The sequence below is a fragment of the Psychrobacter okhotskensis genome (assembly GCF_013248965.1).
Lineage (GTDB): Bacteria > Pseudomonadota > Gammaproteobacteria > Pseudomonadales > Moraxellaceae > Psychrobacter > Psychrobacter okhotskensis.
In genome coordinates this window covers 20,037-37,171 of record NZ_JABRVQ010000016.1, presented here as the reverse complement: position 1 = coordinate 37,171, position 17,135 = coordinate 20,037, and the positions used below count along the sequence as shown (strand labels likewise).

Annotated in this window: 12 protein-coding genes; 5 read left to right on the top strand and 7 right to left on the bottom strand. The window is 43.1% G+C overall.

The features are described 5' to 3' along the window. Positions 1 to 518: 518 nt before the first annotated feature. On the bottom strand, positions 519 to 1,178 hold the full coding sequence (rnt, locus tag HQR03_RS08975) for a ribonuclease T (RefSeq protein ID WP_037025694.1): 660 nt from the start codon (positions 1,176 to 1,178) through the stop codon (positions 519 to 521). Positions 1,179 to 1,510: 332 nt separating this feature from the next. Next, positions 1,511 to 2,581: a dihydroorotase gene (gene pyrC, locus HQR03_RS08970; RefSeq protein ID WP_173239937.1), complete on the bottom strand. Its 1,071-nt coding sequence runs from the start codon at positions 2,579 to 2,581 to the stop codon at positions 1,511 to 1,513. Positions 2,582 to 2,942: 361 nt separating this feature from the next. Between pyrC and HQR03_RS08965 the strand changes: the two genes are divergently transcribed. After that, positions 2,943 to 4,181, top strand: a complete 1,239-nt coding sequence (locus HQR03_RS08965; protein ID WP_173239936.1) for an argininosuccinate synthase — start codon at positions 2,943 to 2,945, stop codon at positions 4,179 to 4,181. A gap of 267 nt (positions 4,182 to 4,448) precedes the next feature. Here the strand turns inward: HQR03_RS08965 and HQR03_RS08960 are convergent, their stop codons facing one another. After that, the gene (locus tag HQR03_RS08960) at positions 4,449 to 5,714 is read right to left on the bottom strand and encodes a hypothetical protein (protein ID WP_173239935.1); all 1,266 of its coding nucleotides are present in this window, start codon (positions 5,712 to 5,714) and stop codon (positions 4,449 to 4,451) included. A gap of 125 nt (positions 5,715 to 5,839) precedes the next feature. Between HQR03_RS08960 and HQR03_RS08955 the strand changes: the two genes are divergently transcribed. Next, a complete protein-coding gene (locus tag HQR03_RS08955; RefSeq protein WP_025651360.1) occupies positions 5,840 to 6,388 on the top strand; it encodes a L,D-transpeptidase in 549 nt (182 codons plus the stop codon). A 114-nt stretch (positions 6,389 to 6,502) separates the two neighbouring features. On the opposite strand, the gene HQR03_RS08950 is transcribed toward HQR03_RS08955, so the two are convergent. Beyond that, complete coding sequence (locus HQR03_RS08950; protein WP_173239934.1) at positions 6,503 to 8,122, bottom strand: CYTH and CHAD domain-containing protein; 1,620 nt, start codon at positions 8,120 to 8,122, stop codon at positions 6,503 to 6,505. A gap of 319 nt (positions 8,123 to 8,441) precedes the next feature. On the opposite strand from HQR03_RS08950, the gene HQR03_RS08945 reads away from it, so the two are divergent. After that, positions 8,442 to 9,530: a DUF4349 domain-containing protein gene (locus HQR03_RS08945; RefSeq protein WP_173239933.1), complete on the top strand. Its 1,089-nt coding sequence runs from the start codon at positions 8,442 to 8,444 to the stop codon at positions 9,528 to 9,530. A 219-nt stretch (positions 9,531 to 9,749) separates the two neighbouring features. Here the strand turns inward: HQR03_RS08945 and HQR03_RS08940 are convergent, their stop codons facing one another. Further along, positions 9,750 to 11,336: an isocitrate lyase gene (locus HQR03_RS08940; RefSeq protein WP_025651363.1), complete on the bottom strand. Its 1,587-nt coding sequence runs from the start codon at positions 11,334 to 11,336 to the stop codon at positions 9,750 to 9,752. A 781-nt stretch (positions 11,337 to 12,117) separates the two neighbouring features. On the opposite strand from HQR03_RS08940, the gene HQR03_RS08935 reads away from it, so the two are divergent. Together HQR03_RS08935 and HQR03_RS08930 are read left to right on the top strand one after the other, a co-directional pair. Continuing rightward, the gene (locus HQR03_RS08935) at positions 12,118 to 13,107 is read left to right on the top strand and encodes a LysR family transcriptional regulator (protein ID WP_025651364.1); all 990 of its coding nucleotides are present in this window, start codon (positions 12,118 to 12,120) and stop codon (positions 13,105 to 13,107) included. 533 nt (positions 13,108 to 13,640) lie between these two features. After that, a complete protein-coding gene (locus HQR03_RS08930; protein WP_173239932.1) occupies positions 13,641 to 15,020 on the top strand; it encodes an NAD-dependent succinate-semialdehyde dehydrogenase in 1,380 nt (459 codons plus the stop codon). A 141-nt stretch (positions 15,021 to 15,161) separates the two neighbouring features. Here the strand turns inward: HQR03_RS08930 and purN are convergent, their stop codons facing one another. Together purN and purM are read right to left on the bottom strand one after the other, a co-directional pair. Then, positions 15,162 to 15,851 carry a phosphoribosylglycinamide formyltransferase gene (gene purN, locus HQR03_RS08925; protein WP_173239931.1) on the bottom strand — a complete coding sequence of 230 codons (690 nt, stop codon included), beginning with the start codon at positions 15,849 to 15,851 and terminating at the stop codon, positions 15,162 to 15,164. Beyond that, positions 15,851 to 16,912, bottom strand: coding sequence for a phosphoribosylformylglycinamidine cyclo-ligase (gene purM, locus HQR03_RS08920; RefSeq protein ID WP_173239930.1), 1,062 nt, complete (start codon positions 16,910 to 16,912; stop codon positions 15,851 to 15,853). Before purM ends, purN begins: the two co-directional genes overlap by 1 nt. Positions 16,913 to 17,135 lie beyond the last annotated feature (223 nt).

The following is a 17,135-nucleotide window of genomic DNA, read 5'->3' as shown; positions in this document are numbered from 1 at the left end:
TTAATGGCGTCTGCGTTTGCTGTCAAGCCTTTTTCTTCGTCTTTTTAATATTAAGTATCTTTTTTTGAGTGCACGACTTGGATGTAGGTCATTACTCTTTAAATGGTGGCGAATCCATAAAGATGTGCAGCCACTAATGGTTAAGGCGAGCAGCATATAACCGATGATGGTGCCCCATAATTTAAGCTGTGGATCCATAATAAAGTCCCTCTTATTAAGCCTTAACAGCAGGGGCATTATCGATATCAATAACCTCAGCTATCAGGGCAGTGTGAGCGACTTAAACCATCTATAGGATATAAAGGTGTTGTTTGAGAGCAAAATAGTGGCAAGTAAGTGAGCTATTAATTCCTTTTAACAGCGCTACATGACATTGGCCCAAGTAGCCACCTTACTTATCATGGTATCAATCATATCCTTATTGATTGTGAAATCAAGATGTCGAAGTCATCAAGGTGTTGCAAAATTACTATCGTCAACTTTAGCAAACGATCAGTTATTACTGTAAAAATAACCTTTTATTGCGCGTCGTTATCTGTTAACTCTACTTTGCTTTGTTCGGTATGTAAAGCATTAGACAACATAGGATAGTGGTTAAGGATATGACAAAACAGCTCGGCTGTTTTTTGGGTATCATATAAGGCTGAATGGGCGTCTTTACCATCGAAGTCAAGACCTGCAGCTTTACAGGCGCGTGCCAATACTGTCTGACCGAAAGCAAGCGCGGCGAGGGTTACGGTATCAAAGACGGAAAAGTTATGGAAAGGGTTGTGGCTTTTACTGTTAGTACGTAGCACCGCTGCATTTAAAAACCCCAAGTCAAAGTGGGCGTTATGACCGACCAACACGCATTGACGGCAGTCTTCAGCGCGGCGCACTTCTTTTAAACCCTTAAAAATGCGGCGTAGTGCCGTTTTCTCATCTTCTGCAATGGCTTTCCGCATTGGGTTATTGGGGTCAATACCCGTAAAGGCGAGGGCACTTGGTTCTAAATTGGCACCTTCAAAAGGCTCAATATGGGCATTAAAAGCGTCACCGGGATAAAATACACCGTGCTCATTCAGCAAAATCGGAATACAAGCTATCTCTAATAAAGCATCGGTCTGCGAGTTAAAACCCGCGGTTTCGACATCGACCACGACAGGCATAAACTTACGAAAACGGTCTCTTAGACTCATCGGTGTTTGGGTGTCATTATCTGGCACCACTTTACTGTCGGTGTTGTTAGCGTCGACGCTACTAGTATCAATGTTATTAACGTTATCAGTGTTATCAGTCGCTAAGTCACTATTTGGATGACTATTAGCGACGTTATTTGATGGGTCGTCTGCAGGCAAGGTCGCATCGGTTTGAGTGGTCATATTAAGTTAAATCGCTTTTATCAGTCGTGCAGTGGTATTGAATTAAAAAATGAAATCAAGAACAAACTAAAATATCAGCCACACCGCTTGCCACAAGGGTATCACTGATACTTTAGAATAAACTAGGGTCTGTTAGCATTGAGCAAGCGTTACACTTTAAGAGACCAAGGCAACGTCTCACCAGCCATAAGCGGTGTCAGTGAGCTACCGTCAAAGTATGAGTAGTCTGCGGGTACTTGCATAGGTGTTTTGATGAGGGTAATTGTGCTGTCATTAACAGGCAGCCCATAGAACTGGGCACCGAAACGACTGGCAAAGCCTTCAAGTTTGTCTATTTTGCCCACAATATCAAAAGCGGTCGCATATAACGGTAGCGCAGTCGCCGCACTATAACAACCAGCACAGCCACACGCAGCCTCTTTTTTATCTGTGGCATGCGGAGCAGAATCAGTGCCTAAGAAAAATTTCGGATTGCCACTGGTAGCAACATCCAACAATACTCTTTGATGGCTTTCACGCTTTAAGATAGGCAAGCAATAAAAGTGCGGTTTGATGCCACCGACCAATAGATGGTTGCGGTTAAACATCAAATGCTGCGGCGTAATGGTAGCAGCGATATGGTTGCCTTGCGCCAAGACAAAGTCAGCGGCATCACTGGTGGTAATATGCTCTACCACAATCTTTAGTGTTGGGAATTTAACGATAATTTGTGCCAGTACCTCATCTAAAAAACGTTTTTCGCGATCAAAAATATCCACATGGTCTTGCGTCACTTCACCATGTAATAGCAGTGGTAGGTTGTGTTTTTCTAACGCTTCAAAGACATCTACGCAGGCGTTGATATCAGTGACACCATCCGCAGAGTTGGTGGTAGCACCAGCAGGGTAGAGCTTGACTGCTTGGACGATACCCGACTGTGCTGCCATTTCGATATCTTGTGCTGTCGTTCTGTCCGTTAAGTATAACGTCATACGCGGGTCAAATGCGGCTTGGCGCTCAGCAGATAAGTCACTGGCTTGTAGCTGCTGCATAATCCGTGCGCGATAGGCACGCGCATCGTCAACATTTTTGACAGGCGGCACTAGATTTGGCATACAAATAACACGGTTAAAGCTACTGGCTGCATGCGGTACAGTAGTAGCTAAGGCGCTGTCATCACGAAGGTGAATATGCCAATCATCTGGCTGAAGGATGGTCAATTCTGTAATCGAATCAGTCATAGTGTCGTCGCGCTCTATATCGTCGTATTGGGAATAATAGGGAATGATACTGTGTGGCTATAATAACAGATTTGTCAGTGCGACTAAATACGTGACGAGATAAGCGGCAAAATGTCTGTACAGCATTTATGAGTTATTGTTCTTATCATCATGAGTGTGTATTTTTGGACAAATAATGCAGAGGGATGACAGAGGCATTGACAGCAAAAGCTAGTACCCTGTGGCAGTTACACTTTTGCCAATAGTAAATATGCTGTACACTGAGCAAGCAATATATCTTTTATTGATTTTATCCCATCATTCGCATTTTTACGTCTTATTAAATGTATTCGACAATAAATTCTCATAATAGGAGTTATTCATGGCTCAGCTTGATCCAAAAAATATTAATAAAATCGTACTGGCCTATTCAGGTGGTCTTGACACCTCAATCATCGCGAAGTGGCTACAAGTAACCTATGATGCCGAAGTGATTACCTTTACCGCTGATATCGGTCAGGGCGAAGAGGTGGAGCCGGCGCGTGCCAAAGCTAAAGCCATGGGTATCAAACATATCCATATCGAAGACTTGCGTGAAGAGTTCGCTCGTGATTACGTATTCCCAATGTTCCGTGCCAATGCCATTTATGAAGGCGAGTATCTGCTAGGTACTTCTATTGCGCGTCCACTCATTGCCAAGCGCTTGGTTGAAATCGCTAAAGAACATAACGCTGATGCCATCAGTCATGGCGCGACTGGTAAAGGTAACGACCAAGTACGTTTTGAGCTAGGTGCTGTTGCCTTGTCACCAGATGTGGTGACAATCGCACCTTGGCGTGAATGGGATTTATCGAGTCGTGAGAGCTTGATGGAATATGCCAAAGAGCATGATATTGCGATTGATTATGCGGGCAATAAGAAAAAATCTCCGTACTCAATGGATGCCAACTTGCTGCATATCTCTTATGAGGGCGGTATCCTAGAAGATCCGTATGCCGAAGCAGAAGACGACATGTGGCGCTGGTCAGTTAGCCCAGAACAAGCCCCTGACGAAGCACAGTATTTAGAGCTAGAATATGAGAAAGGCGACATCGTTGCGATTGATGGCGAAGCGCTCAAGCCTTATGAAGTAATGATTAAGCTCAACGAGATTGGTGGTAAGCATGGTATCGGTCGTTTAGATATCGTCGAAAATCGTTATGTCGGTATGAAGTCACGCGGCTGCTACGAGACGCCAGCGGGTACGATTATGCTAAAAGCGCATCGCGGTATTGAGTCGCTAACGCTAGACCGTGAAGCGGCACACCTAAAAGATGAGCTAATGCCTCGTTATGCCAAGACTATCTATAATGGTTACTGGTTTAGCCCTGAGCGTATGATGCTACAGGCATTAATTGACAAGTCACAAGAACATGTCAACGGTACCGTACGTGTGAAGCTGTATAAAGGCGCTGTGAGCGTCGTCGGTCGTAAGTCTGATGATTCATTGTTCGATGAAAAAATTGCCACTTTTGAAGATGATGCTGGTGCTTATGATCAAAAAGACGCAGAAGGTTTCATTCGTTTGAATGGCTTACGTCTAGCGATTGAAGCCAGCCGTGGTCGTGATTTATCAAAATAATACCAAACGCCAAAAAGACGATTAGCTGTGTCAAAATCGCTTAACCTACAATGCGTAGTATTTGCACTCTTTTTCCTTACTACTCTAATTTTTGTGCATGGTATAAGCTTTCTAGCTATTTATCGTTAGATAATAGTTAATTGAGCTGATAAATCACAAAAAAAGCAGAGACCTATATTGATAGTGTCTCTGCTTTTTTATGGATGATAGTGATTGGTGAAACTGTATCGCCAAAATACTCTGAAAACGCGATGGTATTGCTGATATCTATTCAGTTTTCGCTTTTTCTGTGCCACCAGCTGCTTCATCATCTACCATGACAATGGCCACATCTTGCTGCTGACGTTCCTCGCTGCGTTCTTGCGCTAAGACCTCTTCTGTTGCTGGAACGGCACCGTTAGATTTTTGCGTTTGGTATTTTAAAGTAGCCAGCGCCCCAAGCACACCAATGACCACAATAATGATAAGAATCACTGGGTTTTTCCAAAGTGGTGTGGCCGCATCATATTCAATCGGTTTTTCACTGGTAGTGGCTGGCGTATTGTCATTGTTCCCGCCGATCAACCCTAAGCTAACCAGCGGTGGTTTTGGCGGGGTAGCAGGTTCCGAGGTAATACGTAGCCGATTACGTTGTAAATATATTTCTGAAATCTTGGCCAACTGCAATAGCCAGCGCTGATGCGGTAAGGTAACGGCAGTCATTTCTGCAAACATCAATAAATCATTGTGTCCACCTTGCTGAATGTTTTCAGTAGAGCGGCCAATCGCCTTTAAGTAATTGCCAGTAGCCAGCTGCATATCTTGTGCCGGCTCATAATTATCAGCTTTAAAATTATTCAGTTTGTACCAATAAGGATCGAAAGGTGGTGGCGTACTTAAGAGTTGCTCTGCATCTAACAACTCACATTCTGCACCATCTTCCGATACTATTTCTGTAGCGTCTGAAGACAAAGCGCTGCTTTTGTTATTATCAGTGTCGGCTAAGGTCGTAGGCATTATCTGGGTCTGGTCGGCGGCGAATCGATCTATCGACAAAAACTGTGGCTGCAATGCAAACCATTTATTAATTTCATCATTATCGAGCTGACTGTATTCCGCTAAAATAGCCAGCTCGCGCAGCACAATCACGCATAGCGATGTCAGTAAAATCTGCACTTGTGGCGTCGTAGCATCAATGCGGTTTGCAATGTACTCACTGGCCTTTATCACGCGAGCACTATCGTTAAATATGGCGTCTGCAGCATCGTGGCGATGGTATAACGTCGCACTGATGGTCGCAAAATTCATCGAGTTGTATTGCCTAAGCTCTTTGACAGCACTGCGTCCAAACAGCTTTTTGCTAACGACTTGACCTTGATAGCGCTGCTGATAAGCGAGAAGGGCACTAATAATGGCCTGCAAACTGCAATCAATTGCCAAGCGCGCTTGCGGCAAAGAAAGCTTGGCGGCATCAGCCAATAATGACACCATCGGCTGGGTATCTTGATATAGAAAATCATACATCGACACACGTGTCGGTGAAATAGTCGTCATAATCTGCTAGCATCAAAAAGTGTGCCCCTATATTACGGTGCCAAAAGCCTTGATACAATCCCTTAATAATAGAAAATCTCAATCATTTTGCTAATAATACTCCAAATGACAGCCGGAAGACCGCTATGACCAATAACGCAGACCTTGCTCCAAATACAGATATCGCTACGACGTTACTGATTAATATCGCTCAGCAGACCTTGACGGTATATCAGCAGAATAAAGAGCTCGCTCAATACTTAGTTTCTACCGCCAAAAATGGCATTGGCAGCCAGCAAGACAGTGGCTGTACGCCGCTCGGCAAGCATGTTATCGCAGAAAAAATAGGCAGTAGCGCACCTCGTAATGCTGTGTTTGTCGGTCGTGTGCCTACAGGGGAAGTATATAGTGCCGACTTTGGGGCTCTACATCCTGAGCGTGATTGGATATTGAGCCGTATTTTATGGTTAAGCGGCGTTGAGGAAGGGGTTAATAAAGGTCGCAATAGCCAAGGTGGCTGCGATACTTATCAGCGTTATATTTATATTCATGGCACACCAGACAGCGAACCGATGGGCGCGCCTTACTCACATGGCTGCGTGCGTATGCGCAACCAAGATATTATCGAGTTGTTTGAACAAGTCGAAGAGGGCACACCCGTCACGATTGTAGCGAGTGAGAAAGACATCTTATAAACCCTTCAATGGTATTGTATTAATAAACAATGAAACCTAAAAAGATAGCCATAATGCATTGAGCTGTCTTTTCTAAGCGTTCATGTCGATATAAATATGTCTACCTAATGGTGACTACCAAAATATATCGTTATCTTTAACGTTAGCCAAGCGTTTATGATGGCGCTTATAGTCATCACTTAGCCTCGCAGCAAACCAACCGGCGCCATACAAAGCATTGGTATCCACTGTGGATTTTTGCTGATAACGCTGTTGGTATTGATTATGATCTAGGTATCGCCCCAGTGCTTTTTGCGCTTTGATCAGACGTTTTAACCCGCGTTTATTTTTCTTTTTAGCCCCCTTTTTACGCAATAACGGCGTGGCAAATTCACTGATATAACGTGAGTTTTTTAGCTGATGGCGTAATTTATGCTGGGCTTGCTGTTTATCGTTGCTATATGAATCCATCCTATATAAATTATGACTTTCCAAATCATGGCCTTCTAAGTCAGAGCTATCTGGTTCAGCATTATTGATATCATCAAGATTTTGTATAGCTTTGAGCATTTTTTTATGCTGTTTGCTAAGTACTTTTACTATTTTATCACGGGCAAGCTTATCAGCTTTGGGCTCAAGGTTTGGGTCACTCATGGTAAAAGCTATTAGCTCGAGCAAAGTCAGTTGAAAGTCATTGGCTCGTACTGCATCGATAGGGTTAATCTTGACCGTATTCATATCTGTAGACCAATCAACCACAGGCGCGCCATGCTCTTGTAATTTCGGCTCGATATGGCTGGCAAGATAAGCAACCTCTTGATAATCAGCCAATAAGTTGGCGGTTTGTTTCAGTATCAGCGGCCAATCCGGGTTGATCTCATCAGAGAAGCTTGCAAAGGCTTTCAGCGTAGTAAGCAGGCGATGAATACCGATACGCAATTGGAGAACATGCGCATTATCTGTGCTGTCAGCGACGATAGCACTGCTGTTTGGCAGTATTTGTAGCAGACAGTTATGGACTACCGCACGGACAAAGGCGGGCATGCTGCCGTCTTTTTTAACCGTTAGCTGACTAAGATTAGCGCTAACTGCTGGGCTATGGGGCTGTCCTTGGATAAGTAGACCACCGCGCTCCGCTTTCGTCACGGTAGACAAGCAGAGTTTATAACGCTGACACCAGCTTTTTGCGGTGATAAATAAAAAATCTAAATCTCCTGAGATTAGCTCAAATTCGATCTCTTGAATGGCCTCTCGATGATTATCATCATTACCATGAATGATTTCGCCATAATCGTACGCCATCTCGATCATATTGTCGCCTTGCTCGCTATCCTCTTCTACCAGCAAGCGCGTGGTACGCCGTACATCAGTGACATACTGACGATTGAGCTGCTGAGCCAGTTTTTTGAGGTTAAATACCGCCAATGCTGGTGCAATTGGCATGCCCTGATAAATCGTTAAATCTGGCATGAGCTCATGCTTGTCGAGCATTGCTTGTACCTGCTCATTATTCAATACGGCATTGTGCTCTAAGCGCGCCGCAATACCATCACCACCTGCTTTGATGGTCTGTACCCAAGCATTGCCTTCTTTACGAATACGCAGACCAATACCCGCTTGCGCCAGTTGCTGATCAGGGGTATCAAAATAATGTGCGGCCAGTTGCAGTACTTGTGACGATTTGACTTGAGCTTGACGCATTAGACTTTTTAACCGTGCCTCCGGTACCAAAAATTTCAGCTCTATTTCTTGCATCGTATATTCCTAGTTGTTTGATAATTATAATCAACTTAATAACATCGTATGAAAGCTATCTCATAATCACAAGTGAAATTTTGACTGTTTGCGTGCTTTTTATCGCTAACAATATACTTTTGGCAAATAATCATTATAATCAGGGCAAGGAATTAAACAAAAGTAAGATAAAAATGGAGTTGCAGCGATGAAAACGAGATTAAAGAAGACAAGGGCTTTTTCTGTCAGGCAAACCTTTAAACCAAACACGTCAGCATCGGATTACAGCGATTCTATCTACAAAACTGCTAACTGGCTTAAAGTATGTAGCGTTATAGCCTTGACTACTATTGTCGCTAGTGGCTGCAGTCCACAAAATGAGGAGTATGAATCAGAACAGAGTAGCGCTGAGACTGAATATGTGACGACGGAACAAGCGGTTGAAGAGATAACAGATCAGGGTGCTGATATATCAGATACCAATAATAAAGACTCGCTTAAGTTACAAGTAGAAAACCTATCCAATGATAGTGAGCAGACCCTTAATAGCCAAGCGGCTGATATCAAAATAGCAGGTAAGACGTTACTGATTACGGCGGCAGCTGACTTCAAAGTAGAGGATGTGGTTGAGAGCAGTAGCGCTATTGAGAATCTGACCTATCAGCAAAGCGGTTATGTGGCATCAAGTCATATTAGCAATCGGGAGCGTGATAGTCGTGGTTTTGTGCAAGGGGATAAAAATGTTGTTTTGACGACTTATTATCGACAAGCTGAGATGACCGTACGTATCCCTAGACAAAACGTGAACAAGTTCCTAAAACAAGTGCAGCAGCAAGTGGCTTTTTTGAATGAACAGGAATTCTCGGCTCAAGATGTCACTTTGGATATATATCGCGAGCAACTGGCAAGTAAGCTCAATAGTGATATGGCAAAGGATCTCAGTCAAGAGCGGCTTAATAGCAAAAATGACAAAGATCAAACCAGTAATGTCGATACGATCACCGCCACCTATGCTGCGCGGCAACAGCAGGAATATGCGCAGTTAGAGCAAATGAATATTACGGATAGAGTGAAATACAGTACGATCAACCTAACCTTTACACAACCAGATATCAGTTATAAAGAAACGACGCAGAATATAGATCTGCTGATAGAGGCTGAACGCCCAAGCTTTAGCGCACAAGTGAGTCAGGCATTCAAACAAGGTTGGGAGATGTTAAGAGAAGTCGCTATTACTTTGATTAGACTGTGGTGGCTTGTCGTACTGCTAGCAGTATTTTATGGGGTCTATAGACTCATAAAAATGCTGTATCGCAAATTTCGTAGAAGTACTAGGCGTATGAACCACGCCAAGCTCAACGCAAAACGTAGGTCTGAGATAAAAACCAAGGGCAATAGTCATATTGATGACCGCCATTCTAATGACTGAAGCATTTTGTCTATTGGACGCTAATTTTTAAATATTTTTCAATGCAATCAGTTTGTGATGGCATTTTTATAATTGAGTAGGGCGTGTCCTCACTTTTAGGTACTTTGTTCAGATTGAGGACACGTCCTAAATCTGCTCATAAAAAAGCCGCCCTACATAGTGTAGGGGGGCTTTTCTTGTAACCTTTACTTATAAAAAGTATTTATAAAGTGTCGGTGATTAGAACTGGTTCATCGTGTTCTTGCCGCCGCCAGCTTTAAGGGCATTGTCACCAGAGAAGATCTCTTTGTGGTCATCGCCAAGGTCAGAACCGGCCATTGCTTGGTGCTTAACACAAGCGATGCCTTCACGGATTTCTTTACGTTGTACGCCAGCTGCATAAGCAAGCATACCGTCTTCACCGAAATAGCCTTTAGCAAGCTCATGCACGCTAAGTGCCGTGGTGTGGTAAGTCGGTAGCGTGATTAAGTGATGGAATACACCCGCTTCACGTGATGCATCACGTTGGAAGTTTTTAGCAGCGATATCAGCTGCTTCATCAAGCTCAGTACCGTCATAATCAGCACTCATCAAGTCATCTTTATTGTACTTAGAGATGTCTTTGCCTTCTTCTTCCCACTGAGCGATTACTTGTTTACGGAAGTTAAGCGTCCAGTTGAATGATGGGCTGTTGTTGTATACAAGCTTCGCTTTAGGCTGCTCTTCTTTGATACGGTCAACCATCATTTTGATGTGTTCTACGTCTGGAGTCGGTGTTTCGATCCATAGTAGGTCCGCACCGTTTTCTAGAGCAGTAACACAGTCAAGGACAACGCGATCGATGTTCGTATCTTCACGGAACTGATATAGACCATTGGCTAGACGTACTGGACGAACTAATTTGCCGTTGTGCTTAAGCAAGCTGTCGTTTTCGTTGGCGTTCTCTAGCGTCACTTCTTCCATTTCGATGAAGTCGATGTATTTAGAAGCTAAATCGCCTGGCTCATTTGATACTGGGATTTTTTGCGTTAGTGATGCGCCTTCAGAGTCAGTACGAGCAACGATGATGCCGTCTTCAACACCAAGCTCTAAGAATGCATAACGAATCGCATTTAGTTTAGAGATGAAGTCTTCATGCGGTACAGTTACTTTACCAGCTTGGTGACCACATTGCTTAGCATCAGATACTTGGTTTTCAACCTGAATAGCACAAGCACCCGCTTCGATCATTTGCTTGGTTAGCAAGTAAGTCGCTTCTTCGTTACCGAAACCTGCATCGATGTCAGCAATGATTGGCACAACATGCGAATCAAAGTTTTCGATTTTTTCTAGGATAGCTGAGGTGTCTTGACCGGCTTCTTCTGCAGCGTTTAGCTCACGGAAGTAATCGTTTAGTACTTTAGCATCGGCTTGGCGCAAGAAGGTGTAGATCTCTGCAATTAGCTTAGGTACAGAGGTTTTTTCGTGCATAGATTGGTCAGGAAGAGGACCAAACTCAGAGCGAAGGGCTGCAACCATCCAACCTGATAGGTAGATGTAAGTTTTTGACGTGGTACCAAAGTATTTTTTCTTAGCATACATGGTTTGCTGGGCAACAAAACCATGCCAAGCACCTAAAGACTGCGTGTACTGAGAAGTATCATTGTCATACTCTTCCATATCTTGACGCATGATTTTTGCAGTATACTTTGCAATATCCAAACCTGTTTTGAAGCGGTTTTGTGCCATCATACGTGCTGCATCGGTTTCGCTGATATTTTGCCAGTTACCGTGCTTTTGCTTTAATTCACGTACTAAATCGATCGCTGATTTATAAACAGTTGACATCTATAGTCTCCTTGGTGGGGTGTAAAAACGAGAAAAATTAAGTGATAAATTGATTACGACTGTCTGTTATTGAGAGATACAAAATAAGATTTTTATTAAGGTTCTCGACATCTAATAAGTATAGACATAACGAAAAGGAATGAATGGTTATATCAGCTAAAAATAAATGTATATTGAACGCAGCCCTACTTACCCTAAACAAACCTATCTATAAACACAAGAGATTTGCTGAACTCAGCAGTTAACAAATTGTCTAATACATAGTGATAGCGTGACGCTCATTCAGTATGTTTTGTGTGCTACCTAAACAATTATAGCGCTGTGGTTTTATAATTGGCGATGAGAGGTGTTACAATAATCATTGAGGCAATCAGCTAAAAAATATCACTGGCAAAAAATTTATCTAAATCGATTGCTAGGCAGTTGATTAGGTTTTGCTATCGATACGGACCATTAAAATATTATGTTGGTCGGTAAGCTTATAATCAGCGTCTCAGCCTACGGTTTATTGTTTGCGTGACGGCTTGTCTGTGTCACTCACTATAACTGCCTTACCAAGATTTATCTAATTTATGATAGTTATCTTGGGTATTTTATTTGGTTATAATGTATAAAAAACAATGTCTTATGATGGCTAGTTTGCGTTATAATTAGCTGATTATAGGAACCCCTAGACAAAAAAATAGTAATATTATGCGGTTATAGACGATAAATATTTATGACAGCACTAAAAATACCAATATTTATAGTGGTATTTATTCTAAGGCAAAGAGAAATACATATGAATTTGCAGCGGGTTGATTTGAATTTATTGGTACATTTAGATGTGTTGTTGCGAGAAAAAAATGTGACACGTGCAGCTGAACAGCTTGGCATTACCCAACCGGCGATGAGTAATATTCTAAGGCGCTTACGTAAGCTGTTTAATGACCCATTATTAGTACGCTCATCAGAGGGCATGACCCCAACTGAGCGCGCCCTTGAGTTGCAGCCACGTATTCGCGAGATATTGGCTGACCTCACGCAAGTGTTAGAGCCACGTACCGAGTTTCGCCCTTATAGTACCTCACGCGTCTTTCGCATTATGACTTCAGATTATGCCGAGGCGACCTTAGTACCCAAGCTAGTAAAAGCGCTACGTTCCGAAGCGCCCAACGTCATTTTGGATTTCTTGACGCCATCTGATGTCTCCTATCGCGATATGGAGCAGGGACGGGTGGACTTGGCGATCAACCGCTTTAATGAAATACCGCAAAGCTTCCATCAAGTACTCGTATGGCGCGATACGTTTAGTTGCTTGCTGTCGTCAGAAAGCCCCTATGCCAACCGTTTCAATCTAAAAAACTATCTAAAAGCCCAGCATGTTTGGGTGTCCAAGACAGGCATGGGCGTGGGATTTGGGGTCAATCCAGAAAAATCTGGCGGCCTAGGCTCAATTGATCAAGCACTGCAACGTTTGGGTCAAAAACGCCAAATCAGCGTCTTTACGCGTCACTATCAGATGCCGGCGATGCTCGCCGCCAATAAAGATTTGATTGCGACATTGCCGACGCGGGTGGCAAAAATGCAGGCCAATAACGACAGTATAAAAATGGAAGAGCCACCATTTTTTATTCCTGAATTTGAGCTAACGATGGCGTGGTCGCCTTTATTGCAGCATCACCCAGCCCATCGTTGGTTGCGCCAGCTCATTATGCATGTAGCGCGTCAAATCGTTGACGAGGAAGAGAATCCTCCACAAGATATCCCTATTATCAATCATTTGTTCTAACGATATGTGAATAACATAAGTATCGCTTAAACAATCGATAAAACCAGCCCATATATCATGTGCTGGTTTTTTATTTGCTTGATTTATTATCAAAGATTTCATAAATATATAGTCAGTGAAAAGTTATATCGATATCAGCAATACCGTCACGTTTTTGGGATATTTTGACTATAAGCAGTTATATATTAGGGCGTGTTGAACATTCACAAATAGTCTCTGTCAGTGCCATGGTCGAATGTTCAACACGCCCTAAATAGTTTTAATAAATATGCTAATAATCTGCCAAATATGTATTTAACAACGAATGAGTCACACTCTTAACATCTTACGCACACTTCTTTATATCTTGTAAAACTTCAAAGCAAATGATTTGTTATGATAGCTCTACATTAAGAAAAAAGACAACTAGAGCATCCATTGTTAAGACAGGCGACACGATCGAAGCTTCTTAAAGTTTTGATTAAGTGCAACTCTAAATTAGCATTAGCTAACTAGCATTAATTAAGAACAACAAATAAATAAGGGCAACAATCATGGCAGATATTACTACTGTAAACCCAGCAACAGGCGAAGATATTAAAGATTACGACTATATGAGTAATGATGAGGTCAACAACATCGTTGAAGCCTCACATCAAGCGTTTCTAGAATGGCGTAAAACCAGTCATGAAGAGCGCGCGAAGGTTATTAACTCTATTGGCGAAACCCTGATGAAGTATAAAGAAGAGCTGTCTCGTCTTATGACTGAGGAGCGTGGTAAACTTTATAGTCAGAGTCTACAAGAAGTTGATCTGTGTAAAGCCATTTGTGATTACACTGCAGAAAAAGGTGTGGCCGCGCTTGCTGACGATGAACGTGACATCGAAGGTCTCAAAAAAGGTATTGTTACTTATCAGCCCATTGGTGTCATTTATGGTATGCAGCCTTGGAATTTTCCAGCGTATCAAGTGTTCCGCTATACCATAGCCAATTTGATGGCAGGTAACAGCATTCTGCTCAAGCACGCAGCAAACGTGACTGGTTCTGGCTTATTAATTGAAAAAATATTCCATGAGTCTGACTTACCAAACGACTTGTTCCGTACCATTTTAATTGATCATGATCAGTCAGAGAAATTAATTGGTAATGATAAAGTACGCGGTGTGACGCTCACTGGTAGTGATGGTGCAGGTAGTATCGTCGGTCAGCAAGCAGCCAAAGCAATCAAAAAAGCAGTTCTAGAGCTGGGTTCAAATGACGCATTTATCGTTTTAGAAGATGCTGATCTTGAGCTTGCAGTACAAACTTGTACGCTAGCGCGTCTGATAAATAATGGCGAAACTTGTGTGGCTGCAAAGCGCTTTATCGTTGTTGATAGCCTGTATGACGAGTTCCGTGAGCGTATCGTTGAAGAGTTTGCAAGTAAAAAAGCCGGCGATCCAATGGATGACAGCTCAGATCTTGGACCACTAGCGCGTAAAGACTTGCAAGAAAAGTTGCATGAACAAGTAGAAGAGAGTGTAAGTAAGGGCGCTACTATATCTGTCGGTGGTAAATTACCAGAAGGTAAGGGCAGCTTCTACCCAGCGACTATTTTGGAAAATGTTGAAAAAGGTCAGCCAGCTTATGACGATGAGCTATTTGGTCCAGTAGCATCGCTAATCCGCGCCAAAGATCAAGATGATGCCTTACGTATCGCTAATGACAGCCGCTATGGTTTAGGTGGCGCTATCTTCTCTAAAGATGAAGACAAAGCGATTCGCTTAGCTAATGAAGAGTTTGATACCGGTATGGTTTATATCAATGGTTATGGCCTTGCAAATCCAGCACTACCTTTTGGTGGCGTGAAAAACTCAGGTCATGGTCGTGAGCATGGTGGTTTTGGTATCAAAGAGTTTGTAAACATCAAAGGTATCCACGTGCATAGCAGCTAAGAGCATGTACAGATTTTGAAGCTAAAACGCTTTAAATATTAGATACTGAAAAGCCCAGTCATTCATTAATTGAGTGACTGGGCTTTTTTATGATTGATAGTTTTAAATGATTACTAATTTTCTTTACTACTTGTTACTGCTTTAACTGTCTAAATACAGCTTTAAAGGTAATGTGGGCAATATAGAAAAAGTCCCTTTGTCCTGACTGTTCAGGTTGATGACACCTTTAGCTAATAATAAAATTGTCCAAGGTAGCAGTTGATGTTCAAGCTTTTGGACGCGCGCTTGTAGGCTATCGGCAGTATCTTTTTGGTTAATCTCTAAAAAAGCTTGGGTCAAAACAGCGCCCGCATCGAGCTCAGCGGTGACGACATGGATGCTGCAACCATGATGACGTTCGCCTGCTTGTATGGCACGTTGATGGGTATCAAGGCCTTTATAAACAGGTAGCAGGGAAGGGTGCAGATTAATCATCGGTGGAGGTATATTGTCGATGAAACCTGCGCTAAGTACCCGCATAAAGCCAGCCAACACGATTAGGTCAGGTTGCCATGCCGTTAGTTGGGCGCTGGCATGAGTCTCAAAAGTTTTGATAGACATGCGTTTGCCACTATCAGTATGTGATAGCACGGCGACAGGTATGTTAGCTTGCTCGGCACGCTTGATAGCGTAGGCGTCTTCACGATTACTAATGACGCCGACGATCTCAATTGGTAGTGCACCTGCTTGCATGGCATCTATTAATACTTGTAGATTGCTACCACTACCTGATACTAAAACGGCAATGCGTAATGGTTTATTGTTGCTAGTTTTGATAGGACTGTCTGACATTAACGGTACACCACGGCATCCGCCTGATCATCAGTGCTGCGCTTGATCATTTCGCCTAGTTGCCACGCTTTTTCGCCAGCATCGTTCAAGGTTTGAATAGCAGCATCTGCTTTATCTTTTGGTACGACAATGACAAAGCCGACGCCGCAGTTAAAGGTACGGTACATCTCACTTTGCTCGATATTACCCTGGGTTTGCAACCAAGTGAACAGCTCTGAGAACTGCCAGCTATTGGTATCGATGCTAGCGGCTAGAGTTTCAGGCAGTACGCGTGGTAAGTTGTCCGTTAAGCCGCCACCGGTGATATGTGACATGGCATGTAAAGCTGAGCTACCAAGAGTATCTTGCAAGGCTTTAATGGCTTTTACGTAGATACGCGTCGGTGCCATTAGCGCGTCTTGGATAGATTGACCATCTAATTGCTCATCACTGCTAGTGACATCAATCCCGCTGACTTCGATGACTTTACGCACTAATGAGTAGCCGTTAGAATGCGCGCCACTTGAGGCAAGGGCGATTAAAACATCGCCCTCTGCGACATTTTCGCCAGTGATGACTTCCGCTTCTTCAACCACGCCGACACAAAACCCTGCCAAGTCGTAATCATCGTCTTGATACATGCCTGGCATCTCAGCAGTTTCGCCACCTATAAGCGCGCAATTGGCCAACTTACAACCATCACCAATCCCGCTGACAACAGTAGCAGCCACATCCACATCGAGCTTACCCGTTGCATAGTAATCTAAAAAGAACAAAGGCTCAGCACCGCATACCAATAGGTCGTTGACACACATCGCTACCAAGTCGATGCCGATCGTCTCATGACGATTGAGCTGTAGCGCGAGTTTGAGCTTAGTACCGACACCATCTGTACCAGAAACCAATAGCGGCGAGGTGTAACCTGTCGGAATACGGCATAACGCGCCAAAACCACCCAGTCCACCCACGACTTCAGGACGCGTCGTGGCTTTTGCTACGGACTTGATTCGTTGCACCAATGCATCGCCTGCATCGATATCAACGCCGGCATCTTTGTAGCTTAACGAAGGCTTGTCACTCATAGTCATCTCACAGTTGGGGGCTATATAATTGGAATTAACCGATAAATTATTTATTGACATTAATAATAGCAGTCAATGTTACAAAGTTTGAAGTTAGTGGGCGCATTATACCTAATAATAGACCTCACTCGCAAAGCAACTTGCCAATATTCGGCCAAGATTAGAAATAAGCGATAAATAAAAAGTTAAGAAACAAAAAATGACTGCTTTTTTTGTCGACTCT

Coding starts and splice junctions, on each gene's coding strand:
- pyrC (WP_173239937.1), bottom strand. CDS start 2,581: ATGACTGATTCGATTACAGAATTGACCATCCTTCAGCCAGATGATTGG.
- rnt (WP_037025694.1), bottom strand. CDS start 1,178: ATGAGTCTAAGAGACCGTTTTCGTAAGTTTATGCCTGTCGTGGTCGAT.
- HQR03_RS08930 (WP_173239932.1), top strand. CDS start 13,641: ATGGCAGATATTACTACTGTAAACCCAGCAACAGGCGAAGATATTAAA.
- HQR03_RS08955 (WP_025651360.1), top strand. CDS start 5,840: ATGACCAATAACGCAGACCTTGCTCCAAATACAGATATCGCTACGACG.
- HQR03_RS08935 (WP_025651364.1), top strand. CDS start 12,118: ATGAATTTGCAGCGGGTTGATTTGAATTTATTGGTACATTTAGATGTG.
- HQR03_RS08950 (WP_173239934.1), bottom strand. CDS start 8,122: ATGCAAGAAATAGAGCTGAAATTTTTGGTACCGGAGGCACGGTTAAAA.
- HQR03_RS08965 (WP_173239936.1), top strand. CDS start 2,943: ATGGCTCAGCTTGATCCAAAAAATATTAATAAAATCGTACTGGCCTAT.
- purM (WP_173239930.1), bottom strand. CDS start 16,912: ATGAGTGACAAGCCTTCGTTAAGCTACAAAGATGCCGGCGTTGATATC.
- HQR03_RS08940 (WP_025651363.1), bottom strand. CDS start 11,336: ATGTCAACTGTTTATAAATCAGCGATCGATTTAGTACGTGAATTAAAG.
- HQR03_RS08960 (WP_173239935.1), bottom strand. CDS start 5,714: ATGACGACTATTTCACCGACACGTGTGTCGATGTATGATTTTCTATAT.
- purN (WP_173239931.1), bottom strand. CDS start 15,851: ATGTCAGACAGTCCTATCAAAACTAGCAACAATAAACCATTACGCATT.